We start from the raw sequence: 19347 nt of genomic DNA, 5'->3' as shown, positions 1-19347 counted from the left end.
CTATGGCAGAAATTATAAACATGCCTCGTTTAAGCGATACCATGGAAGAAGGTACGGTTGCTACTTGGTTGAAAAAAGTTGGAGACAAAGTAAAAGAAGGTGATATTTTAGCAGAAATTGAAACCGATAAAGCCACAATGGAGTTTGAATCATTTCATGAAGGAACCTTACTTCATATTGGGGTACAAGAAGGAGAAACAACCAAAGTGGATTCTTTATTGGCCATTATTGGAGAAGAAGGAGAAGATATTTCAGATTTGTTAAATTCTACACCTGAAGCACCAAAAGCTGAAGATAAAAAACCAGCACAAACAACCAAGGAAGAACCTGCTTCTGAAATTTCAAATGATGTTGATATTCCAGAAGGTGTAACTGTAGTTACCATGCCACGTTTGAGTGATACTATGGAAGAAGGTACGGTTGCCACATGGGTTAAAAAAGTTGGGGACAAAGTAAGTGAAGGTGATATCTTAGCTGAGATTGAAACTGATAAAGCCACTATGGAGTTTGAGTCATTTCAATCAGGAACGCTTTTACATATAGGTATTAACGAAGGTGAGTCAGCAAAAATAGATTCGCTTTTAGCCATTATTGGGCCTGAAGGAACAGATGTTTCCAATATTGCCAAAAATTTTAAAGCCGATTCAAGTTCTTCAAAAGAACAAGAACCAGCTAAAGTTGAAGAAGCGCCCAAGAAAGAAGCTCCAAAACAAGCCGAAAAACCTGTTGCTTCACAACCAGTACAAACAGCTTCTAATGGAAGATTATTTGTATCGCCGTTGGCTAAAAAAATGGCCGAAGAAAAAGGTATTGATTTACAGCAAGTAAAAGGTACAGGAGAAAACGGAAGAATTGTAAAACGTGATGTAGAAAACTTCACACCTGCTGCCGCCACCTCTTCAGTTGCTGCTAGTGGTAAGTTTGTGCCATCTGGTCAAGAAGACTTTGATGAGAAACCAAACTCACAAATGCGCAAAGTGATTGCCAAACGTTTGTCAGAATCTAAATTCACGGCTCCGCATTATTATTTAAATGTGGAATTTGATATGGATAATGCCATTGCGTTCCGTGAGCAATTCAACACGATTCCAGATACAAAAATCTCATATAATGATATGGTTGTTAAGGCCTGTGCCTTGGCATTAAAACAACATCCGCAGGTGAACTCACAATGGTTTGCTGATAAAATGCGTTTGAACAATCATGTTCATATAGGTGTTGCAGTAGCTGTTGAAGATGGCTTGGTGGTGCCTGTGGTTAAGTTTGCCAATGAGCAAAGTTTACCACAAATTGGGGCTGCTGTTAAAGATTTTGCAGGACGCGCCAGAAACAAAAAGTTAACGCCACAAGAAATGGAAGGCAGTACCTTTACGGTTTCCAATTTAGGTATGTTTGGTATTGAAAGTTTTACATCTATCATCAATCAGCCTAATTCGGCTATCTTATCAGTAGGTAACATTGTTCAAAAGCCAGTGGTTAAAAACGGAAAAATTGTTGTGGGTAACACCATGAAATTGTGTTTGGCATGTGACCATAGAACAGTGGATGGTGCTACTGGAGCACAATTCCTTCAAACCTTAAAAGGATATATTGAAAATCCTGTTACCATGTTGGTATAATAATAATCGCATATTAAATAAAAAAACCTGCTTCTTTATTTGAAGCAGGTTTTTTATCTGTGTGAAAGCATATTGCATGCTTATTTGTTATTGGCAGTAGTAGGATCTATGATTGTTTTTACAGCGGCTACAGAATTTGCTGGAAAACCACCTTTTTGGGCGTGTTCTCTTACCAAATCCTCACTTTTTGCCATATACACACAATAAATTTTATCTCCAGTGACATAACTATGTAACCATTTAATGTTATCGGAGCCCATTTGGTCTAAAACCCCACAGGAAGTTTGAGAAATGGCCTGTAATTCTTCAGCAGATAAATTTCCCGCTCCCGGAATTACTCGTTCAATAACATACATGTTTTCATCTTTTGTTTTCAATTCGTCTGTTAAAAGACTACTGGCTGATTTTTCTTGTCCTAACACGCTAAAACTCGAAATAGCAATTGCTAAGATTAATAATGATTTTAAAGTTTTCATAATTGGTTGATTTAAATTAAACTATGGTTTTTATTGATTATTCTGAAGTTGTTGGGTCTATGATTGTTGATACCTCGTTAACAGAATTAGCAGGGAACCCACCTTGCTTGGCGTGTTCCATAATCATCTCTTTATTGGGAGCTATGTATACACAGTAAATCTTATCTTGGGTAACATAGCTATGAACCCAATTGATTTCTGGGCCAAGGTTTTGCAACACTTTGCAAGAAGTTTGCGAAATTCCTTTTAATTGTTCCTGGGATAATTTTCCTGCCCCGGGAATGTCTCTTTCTATGACGTATTTTGGCATGGTTAAAAAAAAATTAAGTTAAAATTGGTTTATTGTGCAATAATCATGGTTTTTAGTGACCATAAAATGTATAGAACATCCTTTTTAGTGTCCTCATCAATGGCATTTTTATCTAAGGCCATAAAAATGTCATCTATGGTATGCATGTATTCAGCATGACTAATATTCATGCCTTTGTGTGTGGTTACCATATCTCTTCCTGAGTAAACAACAGGACCGCCACTACCGGCACTAAAAAAATCTACAGTGTGTTTTTTTACCAAATCCATTTGTTCAGGTAAATCCTTGTAAGGAAGAAATCTGGCGTTAATGTTTGGATTGTTCATGTGGTTTTCTACGGTATCATCAACAATCATTGAGATACCCTTTGCACCACCTAGTCTTTCAAAAAGGGATGTACTCATTGTTATTTATTTTTTGGTTGAACTCAAATGTATCAATCTAAATACGAAGTGATCCCTAAATTCAATTCAAAAAAGCGCAATTTTGAATCATTTTGATTGGATAAAGCGTTTAAATTATATGCTGCTGAATATACTTTGAAGGTAAGATGTGATATTTATCCAAAAAACATTTTGAGAAATAAGTAGCGCTATTGAAACCCGTTTCATAAGCTATTTCCGAGATATTTCCATGCTGTTTGCGCAATAATTGCAATGCTTTATGTAATCTGAATTCTTTTATGAACGCATTGGGAGATTGGCCTGTGAGTTTTTTTAATTTTCGGTTCAACTGTGATTTGCTATAACCTAAAGCTTTGCTAAAATCACTCACATTAAAATCAGGATTGTTCCATACCTTTTCAGTATAATCCATTAAATGGATTAGAAATTTTTCATCAGATACAGATAACACTCGTACCAATTCTTTGTCAATAGTGGCGTGCCTATTTTCACTTTCGTAAAGCGCATTTACCTCAGATGTAATAGCAAAGGGGTCTTGAATGACATCGCACATATGGCTTGCCAAAGTAATGGCATCTTCAAAAAGATTGTCTTTATTGGTCACAGGTGTTCCAGAACTTAACGCTATTTTTAACTTGCGACTTGAAGGATCAAATTTTGGAGTAACATATTTAAATTGAAACTGGATTTTTTGCGCACACAATACGGCATCAGTCACCGATTTAAACGAGACCAAATAATTATTGTTATCCTTTTTTACAATGTTACCGTTAAACTGCTGTAAACGCTTTGATACATTATTGTGGAACTTTTGTGTGAAGATGGTATATTGATTAGCTTCAAGCCTATCTAAATAATTACTGGTTTCAATAACCATTAAAAGCCTAAAAGCAGGGTCATTTATAATATTTAAGTCAGTGTCCTGAGACTTTTCAGGGTCTTCAATACGACCTAAAAACGATTCTACAATCGTTTTGTCTACTTCTATAATTCTATGGGGTACGTCACCATGTGCTGCCTTGTGCATATCCTTAATGGCTTTTTCGTTTGGCGCTTCAATCAAACAAAAGGCGGTTTTTCGTTCTTCATCAAACCAATAGGTCATGCCTCTACAGCCATAATTATGCTCAATTTTCAAATCTTCTTGATGGATTTGTGCAATAATTTCTGCAGTCACAGCATCTGAAACATTATGACGATCCATGTATATTGGCATAGCTGGTTGGTTTTCAGGAAAGTTAGTGATTTATAATATATTTTACAATAGATTAAAATTGTTTTAAGTAGTCTGTTAAATGCGTTTAAAATAGTGTGTTGGTATAGGATTTTTTTATCTTTAAACTTTAAAAAATTGAGATGAGGAAATTAGTGTTCTATTTGAGTTTAGTTCTTGTTTTTAGCTGTAAGCCTTTGGGTCAATCAGGTACAAAGGATTTAAAAATAACAAGTGATTCTATAAAGAAGGATTTGACTTATTTGGCATCAGATGAGTTACAGGGGCGCAATACTGGAACACCAGGAATTGAAAAGGCAGCCCACTACATTGAAGACCGATTTAAAAAGAATCACATCAAACCCTATTTTAAAACTTATAGAGATAGCTTTAGGGTGAAAGAAGTTACGGGTTACAATATAATTGGTTTTATAGAAGGAAATGATCCCGTTTTAAAAGATGAAGTTGTTATACTTGGGGCGCATTACGACCACATTGGTTTTGGTAAAAAAGTTGAGAATGATTCCATTGCCAATGGTGCTAATGACGATGCCTCTGGAACATGTGCCGTTATGGTCATGGCAGATTATTTTGCTTTAAAAAAGAACAATAAAAGAAGCATCATGTTTGCTTTGTTTTCTGGTGAAGAAATGGGCTTATTGGGTTCTAAGCATTTAGCTAAAAAGTTAAAATCTGAAGGACTGAATTTGTATACCATGATTGAATTTGAAATGATAGGTGTTCCAATGGTAGACAAAGATTATCAAGCATACATAACTGGGTTTGATTTGTCAAATATGGCTAGTAAAATCAATGAGTATACCAATTTAAACTTGGTAGGATTATTGCCCAAGGCTGAAGAGTATCAATTGTTTTATCGTTCAGATAACTATTCTTTTTATAAGGAATTCAATAAACCTTGTCAAACCATATCTACATTTGATTTTACCAACTATAATTACTACCACCATGTCAAGGATGAAGCCAATCAAATGGATTATGAATTTATGGCAGACCTTATAAACAAACTGGTTCCAGCCATTGAAAAAATGAGCAATACCCAAACCAAGGAAATACAAATGAACAATGAGTAAACATGTAATTATTACAGGAACCAGTAGAGGCATTGGGTTTGAATTGGTACAGTTATTTGCCAAAGCAGGCCACAAAGTGTTAGCGCTTTCGCGGAATGACAAACCGGTCAATGCTCTTAAATTATCAAATGTCAGAACATTTCCTTTTGATTTGAACAATGGCAACGATTATTTGAAGCTTGAAGATTTTATTAAAAACCATTGGAAGCAAGTAGATGTTTTGATAAACAATGCAGGAGCTTTGTTGAACAAGCCTTTTTCAGAAACAACAATGAATGATTTTCAAAATGTCTATAAAACCAATGTGTTTGGAGTGGCTGAAATGACCAGAATTGTTTTGCCATTTATGAAAAAAGAAAGTCATGTAGTGACCATTAGCTCTATGGGCGGTGTTCAGGGAAGTATGAAATTTCCGGGATTGTCGGCCTACAGTTCCAGTAAAGGTGCAGTGATAACATTAACAGAATTGTTGGCAGAAGAGTACAAAGAAACCGGCCCAAGTTTTAATGTATTGGCCCTTGGAGCTGTGCAGACCGAGATGCTGCAAGAAGCCTTTCCGGGCTATCAAGCACCAACCACGGCATTGGAAATGGCAAACTATATTTTTGATTTTTCATTAAAAGGACACCAATACTATAATGGTAAATTGTTGCAGGTATCTAATTCTACGCCTTGATTTATGAGCAAATACAAATGTGTTATTTTTGATTGTGACGGGGTATTGGTGGATAGTGAACCCATTGGCAATCAAATTTTAGTGGATATGGCTAATAATCTTGGAGCCGATATTGATTTAAGTTTTGCCATGAAGCATTTTAAAGGCAGTCATTTTAAAGACTGTAAGGAAATTATTTCGAAATTTGTAAAACAGCCTATTCCAGAGTCCTTTGAAGCAGAATACAGACAACGTAGTTTAGATGAATTTGAAAAGCACCTAAAACCCATTGAAGGCGTTACACAAGTTATCAAACAGTTGCAAATGCCGTTTTGTGTGGCATCAAGTGGTATGGAATCCAAGATGCGGTTTAATTTAGACTTGGTTGGTTTGCTACCTTATTTTGAGGGCAAACTGTTTAGTTGCTATACCATTCAGAAGTTTAAACCAGAACCCGATGTATTTTTATGGGCAGCAAAAACCATGGGATTTCTACCGCATGAATGTATCGTTATTGAAGATAGTTTGCTAGGCGTTCAAGGCGCTATCAACGGAGGTTTTGATGTTTTTGGGTTTACGGCACATGATTATAACAACGAATTGAGAGGATTGTGTAATGACACTTTTGATGATATGAGTAAGCTTTTAGCTATGTTATGATTTTTTTGTTCAATATTTATGTCTATGAGACAAGTTAGTCAAAGTTTTTTTGATTTATAGGGATGAAATCTTATTTTTTTATTGACATTCAGTACATAAGCATTGTTTTTTAGAATAGAGAGTAACCAAGTATAATTGATAATGTTTTGTTATAATTTGAACTCCAAGTCAGATAGTCCCTTAGAATTTCTCTGCTTGTTTGACATCTTATTTCTAAACTAAATTTGTCATTTTGTTTGTATCCAATCCCTATGGCATAATTTGGTCTGGATTTGATTTCTAGAGTATTTAATACTGATCCATCATTTCTAGAGAACTTTATTGAAGAGTTCATCGTAAAATCTGGTATAACAGAGGCATTTATAAAAATTTTTGAATTGTCGTTTAGAAAAAAATAATATCTCATACTCAAAGGAAGTTCTATTGAGCTATAATTTACTTCAGATATTAATTTTCCCCCAGATACATTATTTACCTCGGTAGTTTTATTTGATTTAAAATTTTGATAAGTTGGCTCAATCAAAATAGCCAATTTGTTTCCATTAAAAGGTAAAATATATTCTATCTCAATTCCAAGACCAAAAGTTGATTTACTGCCAAAATTGGTGTCTCTGGAATTAGAACTAGAATTTTGAATGGACAACGATGAATTGTCAAAACGAGGCCTTAAAGTTAAATTGAATAAATCTCTTTTTTGTTTTTCTCCATAATTGATGAAGTCTGAGTTATTGCATTTGTTGTATTTATTAAAAAAATGGATTAAGCTATTTTTGTTATATTCTAAATGTTCAATATCATTTAGTTTAATATCATGGCATTTTAAATTGGCCCATAATTGTTGTTTAAATTGATTGTTTTTTCCTAATTTAAAATCGGGAGTTAGGTAGTTTTTGTAAACAAGCTGTTCAATATCAGAATTATCTATATTGTAAAAATATCTTTTCAAATTGCTGTCCTCAAATAGATATAAGTTAGCTTTGCCTTGGACCAGGACCTTCAAAAAAAGTTGTTCCTCTTTAAACGTTGGATTTTTGTTATTGCTCAAATTGTTGATTTGACTACTAGATCTGTCAATATTTATATTTTTTCTTATATATTTTGAATTGTTGTATATACTGAATTCTTTGACTGATTCAATCGTTAACTTTTGAGTTTCACCATTTTCTGTTTTCTTATATTCAAATTCGGTTGGATTGTTTTTCCAATCCATATTTTTTATGAGACATTCTATTTTGTCGTTGGAATTATTAATATAATAACCGCTTTCAAAAGCAATTTGTGAGTGGCAATTAATGGTGGATATTATTATTAAAAGGACTGTTAAAAACTTATTCATTTTCAAATTGATCAAATTGGATTTGATTGCAATTTAAGAAAAATCTTATAAAATCAATTGTTTTTACTTTCAATATTTCCTGTATTTTTGTGATATGCAAAACACACTTCAGGGATATATTCCTCCTCAGGCCATGGATCGGGTTTTAAAACTTTTGGAACATGACCATTTGGTGGTTAAAGTTAAAAACGAACGTAAAACGCGCCACGGCGATTACATGAGGTTGCCCAATGGCACCCATCAAATTACGGTTAATTCCAATTTAAACCCATATCGGTTTTTAATCACACTCATTCATGAAATTGCTCATTTTGAGGCATACAGATCTTATAGTAGATTAATAAAACCACATGGTTTGGAATGGAAACGAACCTTTCAGCACTTGATGTTGCCATTTTTAAACCCTGATATGTTTCCGCATGATTTGTTGCCGCTTTTAGCAACACATTTTAAAAACCCTAAAGCATCAAGCGATTCTGATGCGCAGTTGGCCTTGGCTTTAAAGCAGTTTGACAAACCTAATGGCAAAACCTATGTTTTTGAATTGCCCTTGGGCAGTTCCTTTAAACTGTACAATGGAAAAATCTTTAAAAAATCCCAAAAACGTGTAAAGCGTTATGAGTGCATTGAGATTAAAACAGGAAAGTTGTACCTTTTTAATCCAAATGCAGAAGTAGAATTAGTAACATAACATTATGAAACATCCATGATTAATTTTTTAAGCACAGTGCAGAATGATAATTTGGATGTTCCATGTGCCCATTTAAAAACAACAGATATTATCATATGAATAAGAATTATTATGCCATATTAATGGCCGGAGGTGTTGGCTCCCGGTTTTGGCCAGTAAGTACACAAGAATTCCCCAAACAGTTCCATGATATGCTGGGAACTGGTGATACACTCATTCAAAAAACATTTCATAGACTTGCCAAGTTAATTCCGCAAGAAAATATTTTTATTTTAACCAATGAGCGTTATAATGATTTGGTTTTTGAGCAATTGCCTTCAGTTACAAAGCGACAAGTGGTTTTAGAACCTGCCATGCGTAATACGGCACCTTGTATTTTATATGCCTCGTTAAAAATCCAAAAGGAAAACCCAGATGCTGTTATGATTGTGGCTCCAAGTGACCACTGGATAGAAGATGAAACTGCCTTTACAAACAACGTACAACAAGCCTTTGATTTTTGTTCACAGAATGATGCGCTTATGACATTAGGGATTCAGCCAACATTTCCCAATACAGGGTACGGTTATATTGAATTTGATAAAACATCTGCAATTGATATAAAAGCAGTAAATCAATTTAGGGAAAAACCAGATTATGAAACTGCAAAAGAGTTTATTGAGAAGGGAAATTTTCTTTGGAATGCCGGTATTTTTATGTGGAGTGTAAAAAGTGTGGTTGAGGCTTTTCAGAACAATCAACCAAAGCTTTATGAACTGTTCAAAAATGGAATATCTGTTTACAATACAGATAAAGAATATGATTTTATTCAAGAAAATTATCCAAAGGCCGAAAATATTTCGGTGGATTATGCCATCATGGAAACTTCTAAAAATGTATATGTGATTGCAGCAGAATTTGATTGGAATGATCTTGGCACTTGGGGCAGTTTGTATGATAAACTGGATAAGGATGCTAGTGGAAATGCAGTGGTGAATTCAAGAACTTTAACAGAGGATGCATCAGGCAATATGATACGCTCCAAAAAAGATAAAATTGTAGTTGTTGATGGATTGAACGATTATATAATTGTTGACAAGGAAGATGTGTTGCTTATTTATCCCAAGTCAAAAGAACAAGACATAAAAAAAGTGCTTCAAAAAGTTAAAAACACATTTGGGGAACAGTACGGATAATATATTGCTTGTTATTTCCAAGTTTTAAAATTAACAGAAAGCATTTATTTATTTTATATATTCGTGTTTGTATAGCTAATATGACATAAATGGAAGAACATAAATCCAATTTTTCCGAGGAAGAAACCAAAAAGGAATCAGCTGTTGAGCAATCTAAGGAAGAGATTAAAAAAGATGCTCAAGGTTTGTTTATCAAAATAAGCAAATTTTTAAAGGAATTATTGGATTTCCGTGAGGATACCGACAGGGATGCCACCATTGAAGCCATAAAAAACGATATTCCTTTTAAAGGTGCCACCGCTTGGATTTTGGTTTGTTCCATCTTTGTGGCATCTATTGGCTTAAATGCCAATTCTACAGCCGTTGTAATTGGCGCTATGTTGATTTCGCCGCTTATGGGGCCAATTCTTGGGGTTGGTTTATCAATTGCCATCAATGATATTGATACCTTAAAACGATCCTTGATAAATCTTGGAACCATGATAGTCTTGAGTTTATTGACAGCTTTTCTCTTTTTTTATTTGTTTCCGTTAAGTGAAGATACGTCAGAGCTCTTAGGTCGTGTAAAGCCAGATATTCGTGATGTGCTGATTGCCTTTTTTGGCGGGTTGGCATTAATTATAGCCAAAACAAAACGCGGAACAATTGCATCCGTTATTTTTGGAGTTGCCATAGCCACGGCCTTAATGCCACCATTGTGTACCGCAGGTTATGGATTGGCAAAAGGCAATTGGCAATACTTTGGAGGAGCTATGTATTTATTTACCATCAATACCATTTTTATAGCATTGGCAACTTTTTTAGTATTAAAAGTATTGCGTTTCCCCATGTTGAAATATGTTAATTCGGCTAAGCGCAAACGTATTGGTAGGTTGGCGTCCTTGTTGGCCATTGTTGTAATGGTTCCTGCTGTATGGACTTTTATAAATGTTCTTCAAGAAAGCAATTTTATGAGAGATGCAAAAGCATTTGTGAACAATGAATTATCAATTTTACCACATTTTGAATACATAAAAAAGAATGCCATTTATGATTATACAGATAACAAAACACATTCCATAGAACTAAACACGTTTGGTCTTGACGAAATTCCAGACACAACTATTGAACTTCTTAAAAAGCGCATGAGTGATTATAGCGCATTAGAAAATACGGAGTTGGTGTTCAACCAAAACAAATCCAGAAATTTGGATAATTTTAGGTACATGCAAGAGTTGAGATCTCGCGATTCATTGGATTTACTGTCTCAAACCCAAAAAATAATTTTTCTTGAAGGAAAAGTAAAGCAGCTTTCAAAACTAGAAGCCCATTACATTCCGTTTGAAGAATTGATTAAAGAGGTTAAGATTAATTATGAAAACTTGGACCAGTTTTCCTTTGCCAATGTAATCAATACTAATTTCTCTAAAACAGATACCATCCCTGAATTTACCATAAAATGGGTAGATTCCTTGTCCACTGAAAAATCACGACTTCAGGATAGTGAAAAATTAAAAAAATGGCTTAAGGTTAAATTGAATTTAGATACGTTGGTGGTTAAGAGGATTAATTGATATGTATTATAATCCATAAATAACCAATTGTTTATGGTAGACAAAATGATATTTTTAACCTATGAATTACATGTTAAAAAAAACTTAAAAGTTTTAATAAGCATTTTGTCGAAAAAAATCTTTTGTCACAAGATTTGTAAATATATTCGTATTGCTATTAGTAACTTTATTAACAATACAAGATTATGGGGATCAATACTTTTTCTAAAACAATCAAGGCGGCAATTATAGTAATTGCTTTAACCTTTTCAACAAACACACATGCTGCAACTTCATTAACTTTTGGAAATTGGTGGAGTAATTTATTCAATAGTTGGGGTTGGGGAGATAACACTAATCACAGGTGCTCAATTTGTGGAAGAACAAATTGTGACGGGCATCATGATAATCATGATGGAGATGATAACCACGGAGGGGATTCAATTCCACTAGATGGTGGACTGAGTATCCTTGTCATTGGTGCTGCTGCGTTTGGGATTAAAAAATTACGTGGCCATAAAAATGATGAAATTTGATTCATTAAAAAATGAAATTCCGTTACCAATAAGGCTTTTTCTAGGAAAAGCCTTATTGTTTTTTATTGTTTGGGAAATTATTTATGGTGTATTTCTATTAGATTCCAATGCTATAAATACTTTTTTAACTAATCATGTAGGTGTTTCCTCCACAATTGTTTTAAACTATTTAAGCCCAATGTCAGGGTTTACGGCTAAAGAAGAGATTTATCATGAAACTTTAGCGGGGGAAAAGTTAGAAAATAAAAGTTCAGCCATATATCATAATAATAGCAGAGTATTACATATTGCTGATGCTTGTAATGGTTTGGAATTAATGGTGCTGTATATTGGTTTTATTGTGTGCATGCCTTCAAAATTTTGGAGAAAGATAAAGTATATTATTCTCGGTTTGATATTGCTTGATATTGTTAACATTCTAAGATGTGTGGGATTGATTTATTTAAGAGAATACTTTCATGCTTATTTTCAATTTGCCCATCATTATTTATTTAAAATGATTGTTTATACCGCTACCTTTTTAATTTGGGTTTATTTTAGTCGCAAAATCAATTTAAAAAATGAATCTGTACAAATCAGATAAGATTCGCTTCATAATTGGGCTTATTTTAATTATTGTTATTTATTCTGCTTATTATATTTATTTTTTAGAAAATAAGAGTTTAAAATTACCAATGAAAATGGGACATGTTATTAAATTTTTAACTACAATAGCTGTTTATCTTATTGGAACTTTTCATCTTGGAAGATTAAGCGACAAATGGATGTCGTTGCTTTGGCATATCATCCATATTTCGGGGTTGTTTATCTTACTTTCCTTAGGTTTTTTTGACTGGTTTATTTCAGAAATAAGTTTAAATCTAAGGATATTTGCCGGTAGTATTCAAGAGATATTAATTTCCCCTATTTTATATATGGCAATGGGGCTTATTAATCATAGGTTTAATAAAACTGTAACAGAGAATCAAGCACCTTAAAAGATTTTAAAGGTTGATTACTGTTTCTCTTCAATATACATCTGACGCACTTTTTTCATCAGCTCTGAAGAATATACAAAATTGGTAACAGCTGTGTTGTCAGTTTTAAAGATGGTGTCTTTAGAGCCTTCCCATTCTTTTAAGCCATCTTTTAGGAAGACAATCTTTTCGCCAATTTCCATCACCGAGTTCATGTCGTGCGAATTGATAACGGTAGTGATATTGTATTCTACTGTGATTTCTTGAATTAAATTATCAATAATAATGGATGTTTTGGGGTCAAGCCCAGAGTTGGGTTCATCACAAAACAAGTATTTTGGATTGTTAACAATGGCTCTTGCAATAGCTACACGTTTTTGCATCCCACCAGAAGCTTCACTTGGCATTTTGTTATGGGCATCGACTAGATTAACGCGTTTCAGTACAAAATCAACACGGTCTTCCATTTCGCTCTTGCTTTGCTTGGTAAACATTTTCAATGGAAACATGACATTTTCGGCAATGGTCATGGAATCAAATAAGGCGCCTCCCTGAAAAACCATGCCGATCTCAGAACGCAAATTGCGCTTTTGGTCTTCAGTTAATTTTGAAAATATCTTCCCGTCATAAGATATACTGCCCTCTTCATAATTAAATAAACCTAGCAAACATTTTATGAAAACCGTTTTTCCGGAACCACTTTGACCAATAATCAAATTGGTTTTACCCTTCTCAAAAGACGTGCTGATACCTTTTAACACTTCAACTCCTGAAAATGATTTATGTAAGTTTTTAACTTCTATCATTAGCTTAATAACATATCGGTTAAAAAATAATTCAGTAGAATAATCACTACAGCAGTCCAAACAAAAGCTGTTGTACTGGCTTTGCCAACCTCCAGCGCACCACCTTTCATATAATACCCGTGATAAGACGGAATGGTTGCTAAAACAAAGGCAAATACAACGGTTTTAATGAAAGCATAAATGATATGAAATGGAATAAAGTCTGTTTGAATCCCAATAATATAATCTTCAAGTGAACTAAATCCGCCATACACACAAGCCGCCATACCGCCAAGAATACCTAAAAACATAGCTATGGAAATAACAAAAGGATACAGCATAAGCGACACAAACTTTGGGAATACTAAATAGTTCAAGGAATTAATCCCCATGACCTCCAATGCATCAATTTGTTCAGTAACACGCATGGTTCCAATACTGGAGGTGATAAAAGATCCAACTTTACCGGCCATGATTATGGAAATAAACGTAGGAGCAAATTCTAGGATAACGGATTGCCTGGTTGCAAAGCCCACCAAATACTTTGGAATTAAAGGGTTGCTTATGTTTAAGGCTGTTTGTATGGTAACAACACCGCCAACAAAAAAGGAAATAAAGGCTACAATACCTAATGAACCAATAATTAAATCGTCAATGTCCTTTAAAATGAGTTGTTTCATAACCGACCATTTGGTAGGTTTCCTGAACATCTCAACAATCATTAAAAAATAAGTGCCTATATAATGAAGGTATGTCATATTAAAATTTGTTAGTGCTAAAGTAAAAAAAAGTTGCAGGTATTTAACCTTAAATTTAAATTAAGACGTTTTAAAAGCATTATTTTTGAAAAATAAAATTTAAACGTTAAAATGAAGCAGATTGTCTCCCTAATTGCATGTGTTATTTTTAGTGGCTTTTGTCTAGCCCAATCGAGTATGCCAAGCAGCTCAACTAATGGTACTAATTATTCAAATGAACGCCCTAAACTGGTTGTCGGCATAGTTGTAGATCAAATGCGCTACGACTATTTAACGCGTTTTTACAACAAGTATGGGGAAGGTGGTTTTAAGCGTCTCATGAATGAAGGGTTTAATTGCAAGAACAATCATTTTAATTATATTCCAACATACACTGGGCCTGGTCATACGTCAATATATACCGGCACAACACCCAAATATCATGGGATAATAGCTAATGATTGGTTTGATAAGAAATTAAAAAAGAGTGTGTATTGTGCCGAGGATGATTCCGTCCAATCTGTTGGAACTTCCAGTAGTGCAGGCCAAATGTCTCCACAACGAATGAAAACCACAACCTTTGGTGACGAAAACAGACTATTTACCCAAATGCGAGGAAAAACAATCGGTATTTCAATTAAGGATAGAGCGTCCATTTTGCCCGCAGGCCACACAGCCAATGCCGCTTATTGGTTTCAGGGTAAAAATGAGGGCAACTGGATTTCAAGTACGTTTTATATGACGCAACTTCCAAAATGGGTTATTGATTTTAATAAAAAGCACATTGTGGATTCATATTTAAAGGAATGGAATACCTTATATGATATTTCAACATACACCGAAAGCGGTAGCGATTTAAACACTTTTGAAGGAGGGTTTAAAGGAAAGGAAACAGCAACGTTTCCTTACGATTTGCAAACACTTAAAAGTCAAAATGGTGGGTATGATATTTTGAAATCAACGCCTTATGGAAATAGCCTTACAACAGACTTTACTATTGAAGCGCTTCAAGGAGAAGATTTGGGAACCGATGATATTACAGATGTGTTGACTGTAAGTTATTCTTGCACGGATTATATTGGTCACAATTTTGGCGTTAATTCAAAAGAAATCGAAGATGTTTATTTGCGATTGGATTTAGAAATTGAACGACTACTTAAAGCGTTGGATGATAAGGTAGGCAAGGGTGAATACACGGTTTTTTTAACGGCAGACCACGCAGCAGTTAATGTGCCAGCCTATTTGGAAAGTGTAAAAATTCCTGCGGGATATTTTAATACCAGTGTTTTTATCAAGAGAATAAATGATTTTATGGAAGCTTCTTATGGCGCTTCAGATTTGATTGAGAGTGTGAGCAACAATCAAATATTTTTAAACAGAGAAAAGATACAAAAGCTGGATTTAGATCTGGATGATGTGCAAGAAGCTATTATCAATGAAATTATTGGATATGATTTTGTTGATAAGGCCTACACGGCAACAGCAATGATCAATACTTCCTTTTCTACGGGAATAGAAAGATTGATTCAAAACGGATTTAACCAAAAGCGTTCGGGTGATGTTATTTATGTTCTGGATCCAGCGGTTATTTCTTATGGTAAAACAGGATCTACCCATGGGTCTTCGTTTGAGTATGATACGCACGTACCATTATTGTTCTTTGGAAAAGGTATAAGGCATGGTCAAACCTTACAGAAAACCGAGATTACCGATATTGCTCCAACCATGTCTGCTTTGTTAAACATTAGTTATCCTAGTGGAAATATTGGGCAACCTTTAGAATTTATTTTTGAATAGTTTGAGTAAAAGAAACCTATATTCCATTGTGGCCATTCTCATTGTTTTAGGAGTTTATGGGTATGAGTATTTTTTAAAACAGGAAGAACAAAAACAGGTTGTTGATAAAGGAAAAGAAGTAAAGCAAAACACGAATGAGTACTTTTTACCAACCAGTACAACTGGGCAAATTGTGCATCACCAAGGGTACTCATTGTCATACAATGAACCTTATGAACAGGCCGAATGGGTGGCTTATGAATTGAAAAAAAACCAGTTATCCAACAATAATTTTGAGAGACCGTATTTTGAAATTGACAAGGCTGTAAAGACGGGTGCTGCCAGTTGGCGAAACTATAAAAATTCAGGATATGATCGCGGACATTTATGCCCAGCTGGAGATAGAGAATATGATATTGTTGCTTTCAATGAAACGTTTTTAACCAGCAATATCACACCTCAAGAGCATGACTTTAACGCTGGTATTTGGAATAGTCTAGAACAGAAGGTGCGCTATTGGGCAAGCAAATATAACGGTGTTTTTGTGGTGACAGGGGGTGTTTTAACAAAAGGCTTAAAAACCATAGGAGAAGAGCACGTTGCCGTACCAAATCAATTTTATAAAATCATTTTGGATAATGACCATGGCAACATCAAGATGATTGCTTTTTTAATGCTCCATGAAAATTCAAACAAACCATTGCAAAAGTTTGTAGTACCTGTTGATTCTATCGAGAAACTCACTGGTATTGATTTTTTTTCGCAATTGGATAATGCTGTTGAAACCAAGTTGGAAGCCTCAAGCAATTGCAAAAACTGGAGTTTTAAGTGATAGTAGTTGTGTTATCCTCAACATGTTTAAGGATATCATCCCTTTAGGTTTTTAAGCATTCCTCTCCAACGCAAATCCCTGATAAATTTGCCTTCTTCATCGGTTACTAAAAAAGCTATTTTATTTTTTTTGGCTCTAAAATATCCTGCCATATAATCTCTAAACAAAGACAAGCTATGTTTTTTGTAAGCAAGTTTTAAGGCAGAAATTAAAGTGATTATAAACCCATAACGCATTTTGTACATGGCCTCGCCTTGCATGTACTTTGAAGCTTTGTTGTAGCTAATTCCCGTTGGTTTTAAGTGCTTAACATGAAGGGTTTCATCGGTTAAAAGTTCCCAGCCATAATATTTTGCCAGCAGTTCATCAACCGTGTCCCAGCCCATGGATGGTTTGAGTTTTCCTATTTGAGTAAAACACGCTTTTCTGTAAGCTTTTAAAGCACCACGAATATGGTCTTTCCTAGTTAAATTTTCTAAAACCCAATTGTTGTTTTTTTGAATGTAGCAAAATCCTGAAGCCATTCCTAAACGCTCATTGGCACTAAAATGATAAGCAAGTTGATGTAAATAATTTTCAGGAAATATTAAATCGGCATCAAACTTACAGATGACATCATACTCATCATCCATACTTTCTAGACCTTTATAAAAGGCATTGATGATTTTAGAACCAGGTAAATGCTCATTGGAAGATTTAGAATTAACCAAACGAATCCATGAATATTTAGTAGTGTAAGCTTCAACAATATCCTGAGTGTTATCGGTAGAATTATCATTAACAACAACAACTTGTTTAGGTTGTAATGCTTGACGAACCAAAGAGTCTAATGTTAATGCAATGGACTCTTGCTCGTTATGGGCAGGAATGATAATGTAAAAATTCAAAGTTCAAAAGTTTCAAGTTCAAAGTTAAACTCTTTCAGCATAAACTATATAATATCTGGGAGTAAACCAACGAAATAAAGGTCTAATGCCAATTTTTTTTGTAGGATTGGTCCATTTTTGTCTATCCAAAATTTTCCAGCCAGCTTTTTCCAGCAGCCAATCAAATTGCCAATCTTCAAACTCATGGTAATGTCTATCGCGCATATCGGTTTTGCTTCTGTATGCTGATGAAAACCATAATCTAAGCGGAACACTGGCTACTAGTTTATTACCTGTTATAGCTTGTAATACAGTGAATGGGGATAGAAGATGCTCAAAAATCTCAAAAGCGGTAACCACGTCAGCATTGGAATTTTTAATAGCAGATGTGTCTATATCTAAATCTTCCCCTTTGGTATTTTCAACTTCATATCCTTTTGATACCATGATTTTTGAAAACGGATTTTCAACACCCAAATCTAAAATGGTTTCTTTGGTTGAAACGTGTTTTTGTAAAAACGAAAAAGTAAGTTTAAAACGCTTATTGGGAAATGTTTTTTCGTACATAGTAACTTCTGCAAAAGCAGGAATTGTTTAACGTTTCAAATGTAATTAATATTTGTAAACTATAGCATTGATATGCATACCGGCTCCAACACTTGCAAACATGATAACATCACCTTTTGCAATGCTTTGGTTTTCCAGCTTGTTGTGTGTTATTAAATCAAAGAGTGTAGGCACTGTAGCAACCGAGCTGTTTCCTAAATTTTGAATACTCATGGGCATAATGCCTTCTGGCGGATCCATTTTGAAGAGTTTGTAAAAGCGTTTCACGATTGCTTCATCCATTTTTTCATTGGCTTGATGGATGAGTATTTTTTTGATGTCTTTAATGTCTACTCCGCTTTTGTCAAGACAAGCTTTCATGGCATTGGGGACATTGTTTAGGGCAAATTCATAGATTTTACGCCCATCCATTTTAATGTATCTGGTATCGGGGCACAGATCTTTATTATTTGAATTACCAAAAAACAGGTAATACGCTTCATCATAGGTGAAACTAGCAGATTCGTGAGCCAAAATACCACCTTCTTCATCGGTTGCTTCAATAATGGTTGCACCAGCACCATCCGAATAAATCATGGCATCTCTGTCGTGTTTATCTACTACTCTGGACAAGGTTTCGTTACCAATAACCAAACACTTTTTTGCTATGCCTGCTTTTATGAAAGCTTGGGCTTGAATAACGCCTTCTATCCAACCAGGACAACCAAACAGGATATCATAAGCTACACATTTAGGGTTTTTGATGCGTAAACTGTGCTTGACCCTTGAGGCCAAACAAGGTAAAATGTCACTTTGAATGGTGTTTTGTTTGACATCGCCAAAGTTGTGTGCCACAATAATATAATCGAGTTCCTCGCGGTCAATATTGGCATTGGCAATGGCTTTTTCGGCTGCAAAAAAACCTAGATCAGAAGCCGTTAAATCATCTTTGGCATATCGGCGTTCAACAATGCCCGTAATAGCTTTGAATTTCTCAATGATAACGGCATTTTCATTTTTGATGGGTGTGCCATCTGTGTTTAAAAATGTATGTTGATTAAAATCCTCGTTCTTTTCTATTGTGTCAGGAATATAGCTTCCTGTACCGGTAATTTTAATATTCATAAAATAAAAATGATGCCTTTAAT

22 protein-coding genes are annotated in these 19347 nt (G+C 34.6%); 12 read left to right on the top strand and 10 right to left on the bottom strand.

Annotation, left to right across the window (positions count from 1 at the left end; genetic code table 11):
• Nucleotides 1–2 precede the first annotated feature (2 nt).
• Nucleotides 3–1619 carry a pyruvate dehydrogenase complex dihydrolipoamide acetyltransferase gene (locus IEW94_RS15265; protein ID WP_188654659.1) on the top strand — a complete coding sequence of 539 codons (1617 nt, stop codon included), beginning with the start codon at nt 3–5 and terminating at the stop codon, nt 1617–1619.
• An 80-nt stretch (nt 1620–1699) separates the two neighbouring features.
• Here the strand turns inward: IEW94_RS15265 and IEW94_RS15260 are convergent, their stop codons facing one another.
• From IEW94_RS15260 to IEW94_RS15245, 4 genes are all read right to left on the bottom strand, one after another.
• Nucleotides 1700–2095: a DUF4242 domain-containing protein gene (locus IEW94_RS15260; RefSeq protein ID WP_229669544.1), complete on the bottom strand. Its 396-nt coding sequence runs from the start codon at nt 2093–2095 to the stop codon at nt 1700–1702.
• 37 nt (nt 2096–2132) lie between these two features.
• The gene (locus tag IEW94_RS15255) at nt 2133–2405 is read right to left on the bottom strand and encodes a DUF4242 domain-containing protein (protein WP_188654658.1); all 273 of its coding nucleotides are present in this window, start codon (nt 2403–2405) and stop codon (nt 2133–2135) included.
• Between the two features lie 29 nt (nt 2406–2434).
• Entirely contained in the window at nt 2435–2809 is a 375-nt protein-coding gene (locus IEW94_RS15250; RefSeq protein WP_188654656.1) for a group I truncated hemoglobin, read from the bottom strand.
• Between the two features lie 109 nt (nt 2810–2918).
• Complete coding sequence (locus tag IEW94_RS15245; protein WP_188654654.1) at nt 2919–4025, bottom strand: nickel-binding protein; 1107 nt, start codon at nt 4023–4025, stop codon at nt 2919–2921.
• A 140-nt stretch (nt 4026–4165) separates the two neighbouring features.
• On the opposite strand from IEW94_RS15245, the gene IEW94_RS15240 reads away from it, so the two are divergent.
• The 3 genes from IEW94_RS15240 to IEW94_RS15230 are packed head-to-tail and all read left to right on the top strand — an operon-like array spanning nt 4166 to nt 6431.
• Nucleotides 4166–5116 carry a M28 family peptidase gene (locus IEW94_RS15240; RefSeq protein ID WP_188654652.1) on the top strand — a complete coding sequence of 317 codons (951 nt, stop codon included), beginning with the start codon at nt 4166–4168 and terminating at the stop codon, nt 5114–5116.
• Complete coding sequence (locus tag IEW94_RS15235) at nt 5109–5792, top strand: SDR family NAD(P)-dependent oxidoreductase (protein WP_188654650.1); 684 nt, start codon at nt 5109–5111, stop codon at nt 5790–5792. The genes IEW94_RS15240 and IEW94_RS15235 overlap by 8 nt, the downstream gene beginning before the upstream one ends.
• A gap of 3 nt (nt 5793–5795) precedes the next feature.
• A complete protein-coding gene (locus tag IEW94_RS15230) occupies nt 5796–6431 on the top strand; it encodes an HAD family hydrolase (RefSeq protein ID WP_188654648.1) in 636 nt (211 codons plus the stop codon).
• Nucleotides 6432–6540: 109 nt separating this feature from the next.
• On the opposite strand, the gene IEW94_RS15225 is transcribed toward IEW94_RS15230, so the two are convergent.
• The gene (locus tag IEW94_RS15225) at nt 6541–7767 is read right to left on the bottom strand and encodes a porin family protein (protein WP_188654646.1); all 1227 of its coding nucleotides are present in this window, start codon (nt 7765–7767) and stop codon (nt 6541–6543) included.
• A gap of 94 nt (nt 7768–7861) precedes the next feature.
• Here IEW94_RS15225 and IEW94_RS15220 point away from each other — a divergent pair, with 94 nt between their 5' ends.
• From IEW94_RS15220 to IEW94_RS15195, 6 genes are all read left to right on the top strand, one after another.
• The gene (locus IEW94_RS15220; protein ID WP_188654644.1) at nt 7862–8458 is read left to right on the top strand and encodes an ImmA/IrrE family metallo-endopeptidase; all 597 of its coding nucleotides are present in this window, start codon (nt 7862–7864) and stop codon (nt 8456–8458) included.
• 95 nt (nt 8459–8553) lie between these two features.
• Nucleotides 8554–9633 carry a mannose-1-phosphate guanylyltransferase gene (locus IEW94_RS15215; RefSeq protein WP_188654641.1) on the top strand — a complete coding sequence of 360 codons (1080 nt, stop codon included), beginning with the start codon at nt 8554–8556 and terminating at the stop codon, nt 9631–9633.
• 89 nt (nt 9634–9722) lie between these two features.
• Entirely contained in the window at nt 9723–11186 is a 1464-nt protein-coding gene (locus IEW94_RS15210) for a DUF389 domain-containing protein (RefSeq protein WP_188654639.1), read from the top strand.
• Nucleotides 11187–11371: 185 nt separating this feature from the next.
• Nucleotides 11372–11701: a PID-CTERM protein-sorting domain-containing protein gene (locus IEW94_RS15205; RefSeq protein ID WP_188654637.1), complete on the top strand. Its 330-nt coding sequence runs from the start codon at nt 11372–11374 to the stop codon at nt 11699–11701.
• A complete protein-coding gene (locus IEW94_RS15200; RefSeq protein ID WP_188654636.1) occupies nt 11691–12284 on the top strand; it encodes an exosortase/archaeosortase family protein in 594 nt (197 codons plus the stop codon). The genes IEW94_RS15205 and IEW94_RS15200 overlap by 11 nt, the downstream gene beginning before the upstream one ends.
• Complete coding sequence (locus IEW94_RS15195) at nt 12262–12678, top strand: hypothetical protein (protein ID WP_188654634.1); 417 nt, start codon at nt 12262–12264, stop codon at nt 12676–12678. The genes IEW94_RS15200 and IEW94_RS15195 overlap by 23 nt, the downstream gene beginning before the upstream one ends.
• A 17-nt stretch (nt 12679–12695) precedes the next feature.
• Here the strand turns inward: IEW94_RS15195 and IEW94_RS15190 are convergent, their stop codons facing one another.
• Complete coding sequence (locus IEW94_RS15190; RefSeq protein WP_188654632.1) at nt 12696–13463, bottom strand: ABC transporter ATP-binding protein; 768 nt, start codon at nt 13461–13463, stop codon at nt 12696–12698.
• The gene (locus IEW94_RS15185) at nt 13463–14200 is read right to left on the bottom strand and encodes an MlaE family ABC transporter permease (RefSeq protein ID WP_188654630.1); all 738 of its coding nucleotides are present in this window, start codon (nt 14198–14200) and stop codon (nt 13463–13465) included. The genes IEW94_RS15190 and IEW94_RS15185 overlap by 1 nt, the downstream gene beginning before the upstream one ends.
• Nucleotides 14201–14311: 111 nt before the next feature.
• Here IEW94_RS15185 and pafA point away from each other — a divergent pair, with 111 nt between their 5' ends.
• Both pafA and IEW94_RS15175 read left to right on the top strand, forming a co-directional pair.
• Nucleotides 14312–15976, top strand: a complete 1665-nt coding sequence (pafA, locus tag IEW94_RS15180; protein ID WP_188654628.1) for an alkaline phosphatase PafA — start codon at nt 14312–14314, stop codon at nt 15974–15976.
• Nucleotide 15977: 1 nt separating this feature from the next.
• Nucleotides 15978–16787 carry a DNA/RNA non-specific endonuclease gene (locus IEW94_RS15175; RefSeq protein ID WP_188654625.1) on the top strand — a complete coding sequence of 270 codons (810 nt, stop codon included), beginning with the start codon at nt 15978–15980 and terminating at the stop codon, nt 16785–16787.
• Between the two features lie 35 nt (nt 16788–16822).
• On the opposite strand, the gene IEW94_RS15170 is transcribed toward IEW94_RS15175, so the two are convergent.
• From IEW94_RS15170 to IEW94_RS15160, 3 genes are read right to left on the bottom strand one after another with little or no spacing between them, the layout of a single operon-like run.
• Complete coding sequence (locus IEW94_RS15170) at nt 16823–17674, bottom strand: glycosyltransferase family 2 protein (RefSeq protein ID WP_188654623.1); 852 nt, start codon at nt 17672–17674, stop codon at nt 16823–16825.
• Between the two features lie 24 nt (nt 17675–17698).
• Nucleotides 17699–18220 carry a class I SAM-dependent methyltransferase gene (locus IEW94_RS15165; protein ID WP_188654621.1) on the bottom strand — a complete coding sequence of 174 codons (522 nt, stop codon included), beginning with the start codon at nt 18218–18220 and terminating at the stop codon, nt 17699–17701.
• Between the two features lie 45 nt (nt 18221–18265).
• Nucleotides 18266–19324 carry a 3-oxoacyl-ACP synthase III family protein gene (locus tag IEW94_RS15160; RefSeq protein ID WP_188654619.1) on the bottom strand — a complete coding sequence of 353 codons (1059 nt, stop codon included), beginning with the start codon at nt 19322–19324 and terminating at the stop codon, nt 18266–18268.
• Nucleotides 19325–19347: the final 23 nt, after the last annotated feature.

Origin of the sequence: Yeosuana aromativorans (assembly GCF_014646655.1) — a bacterium.
GTDB lineage: Bacteria > Bacteroidota > Bacteroidia > Flavobacteriales > Flavobacteriaceae > Yeosuana > Yeosuana aromativorans.
Note: the sequence above shows the minus strand (reverse complement) of the source record. Positions and strands in the feature narration are given on the sequence as shown.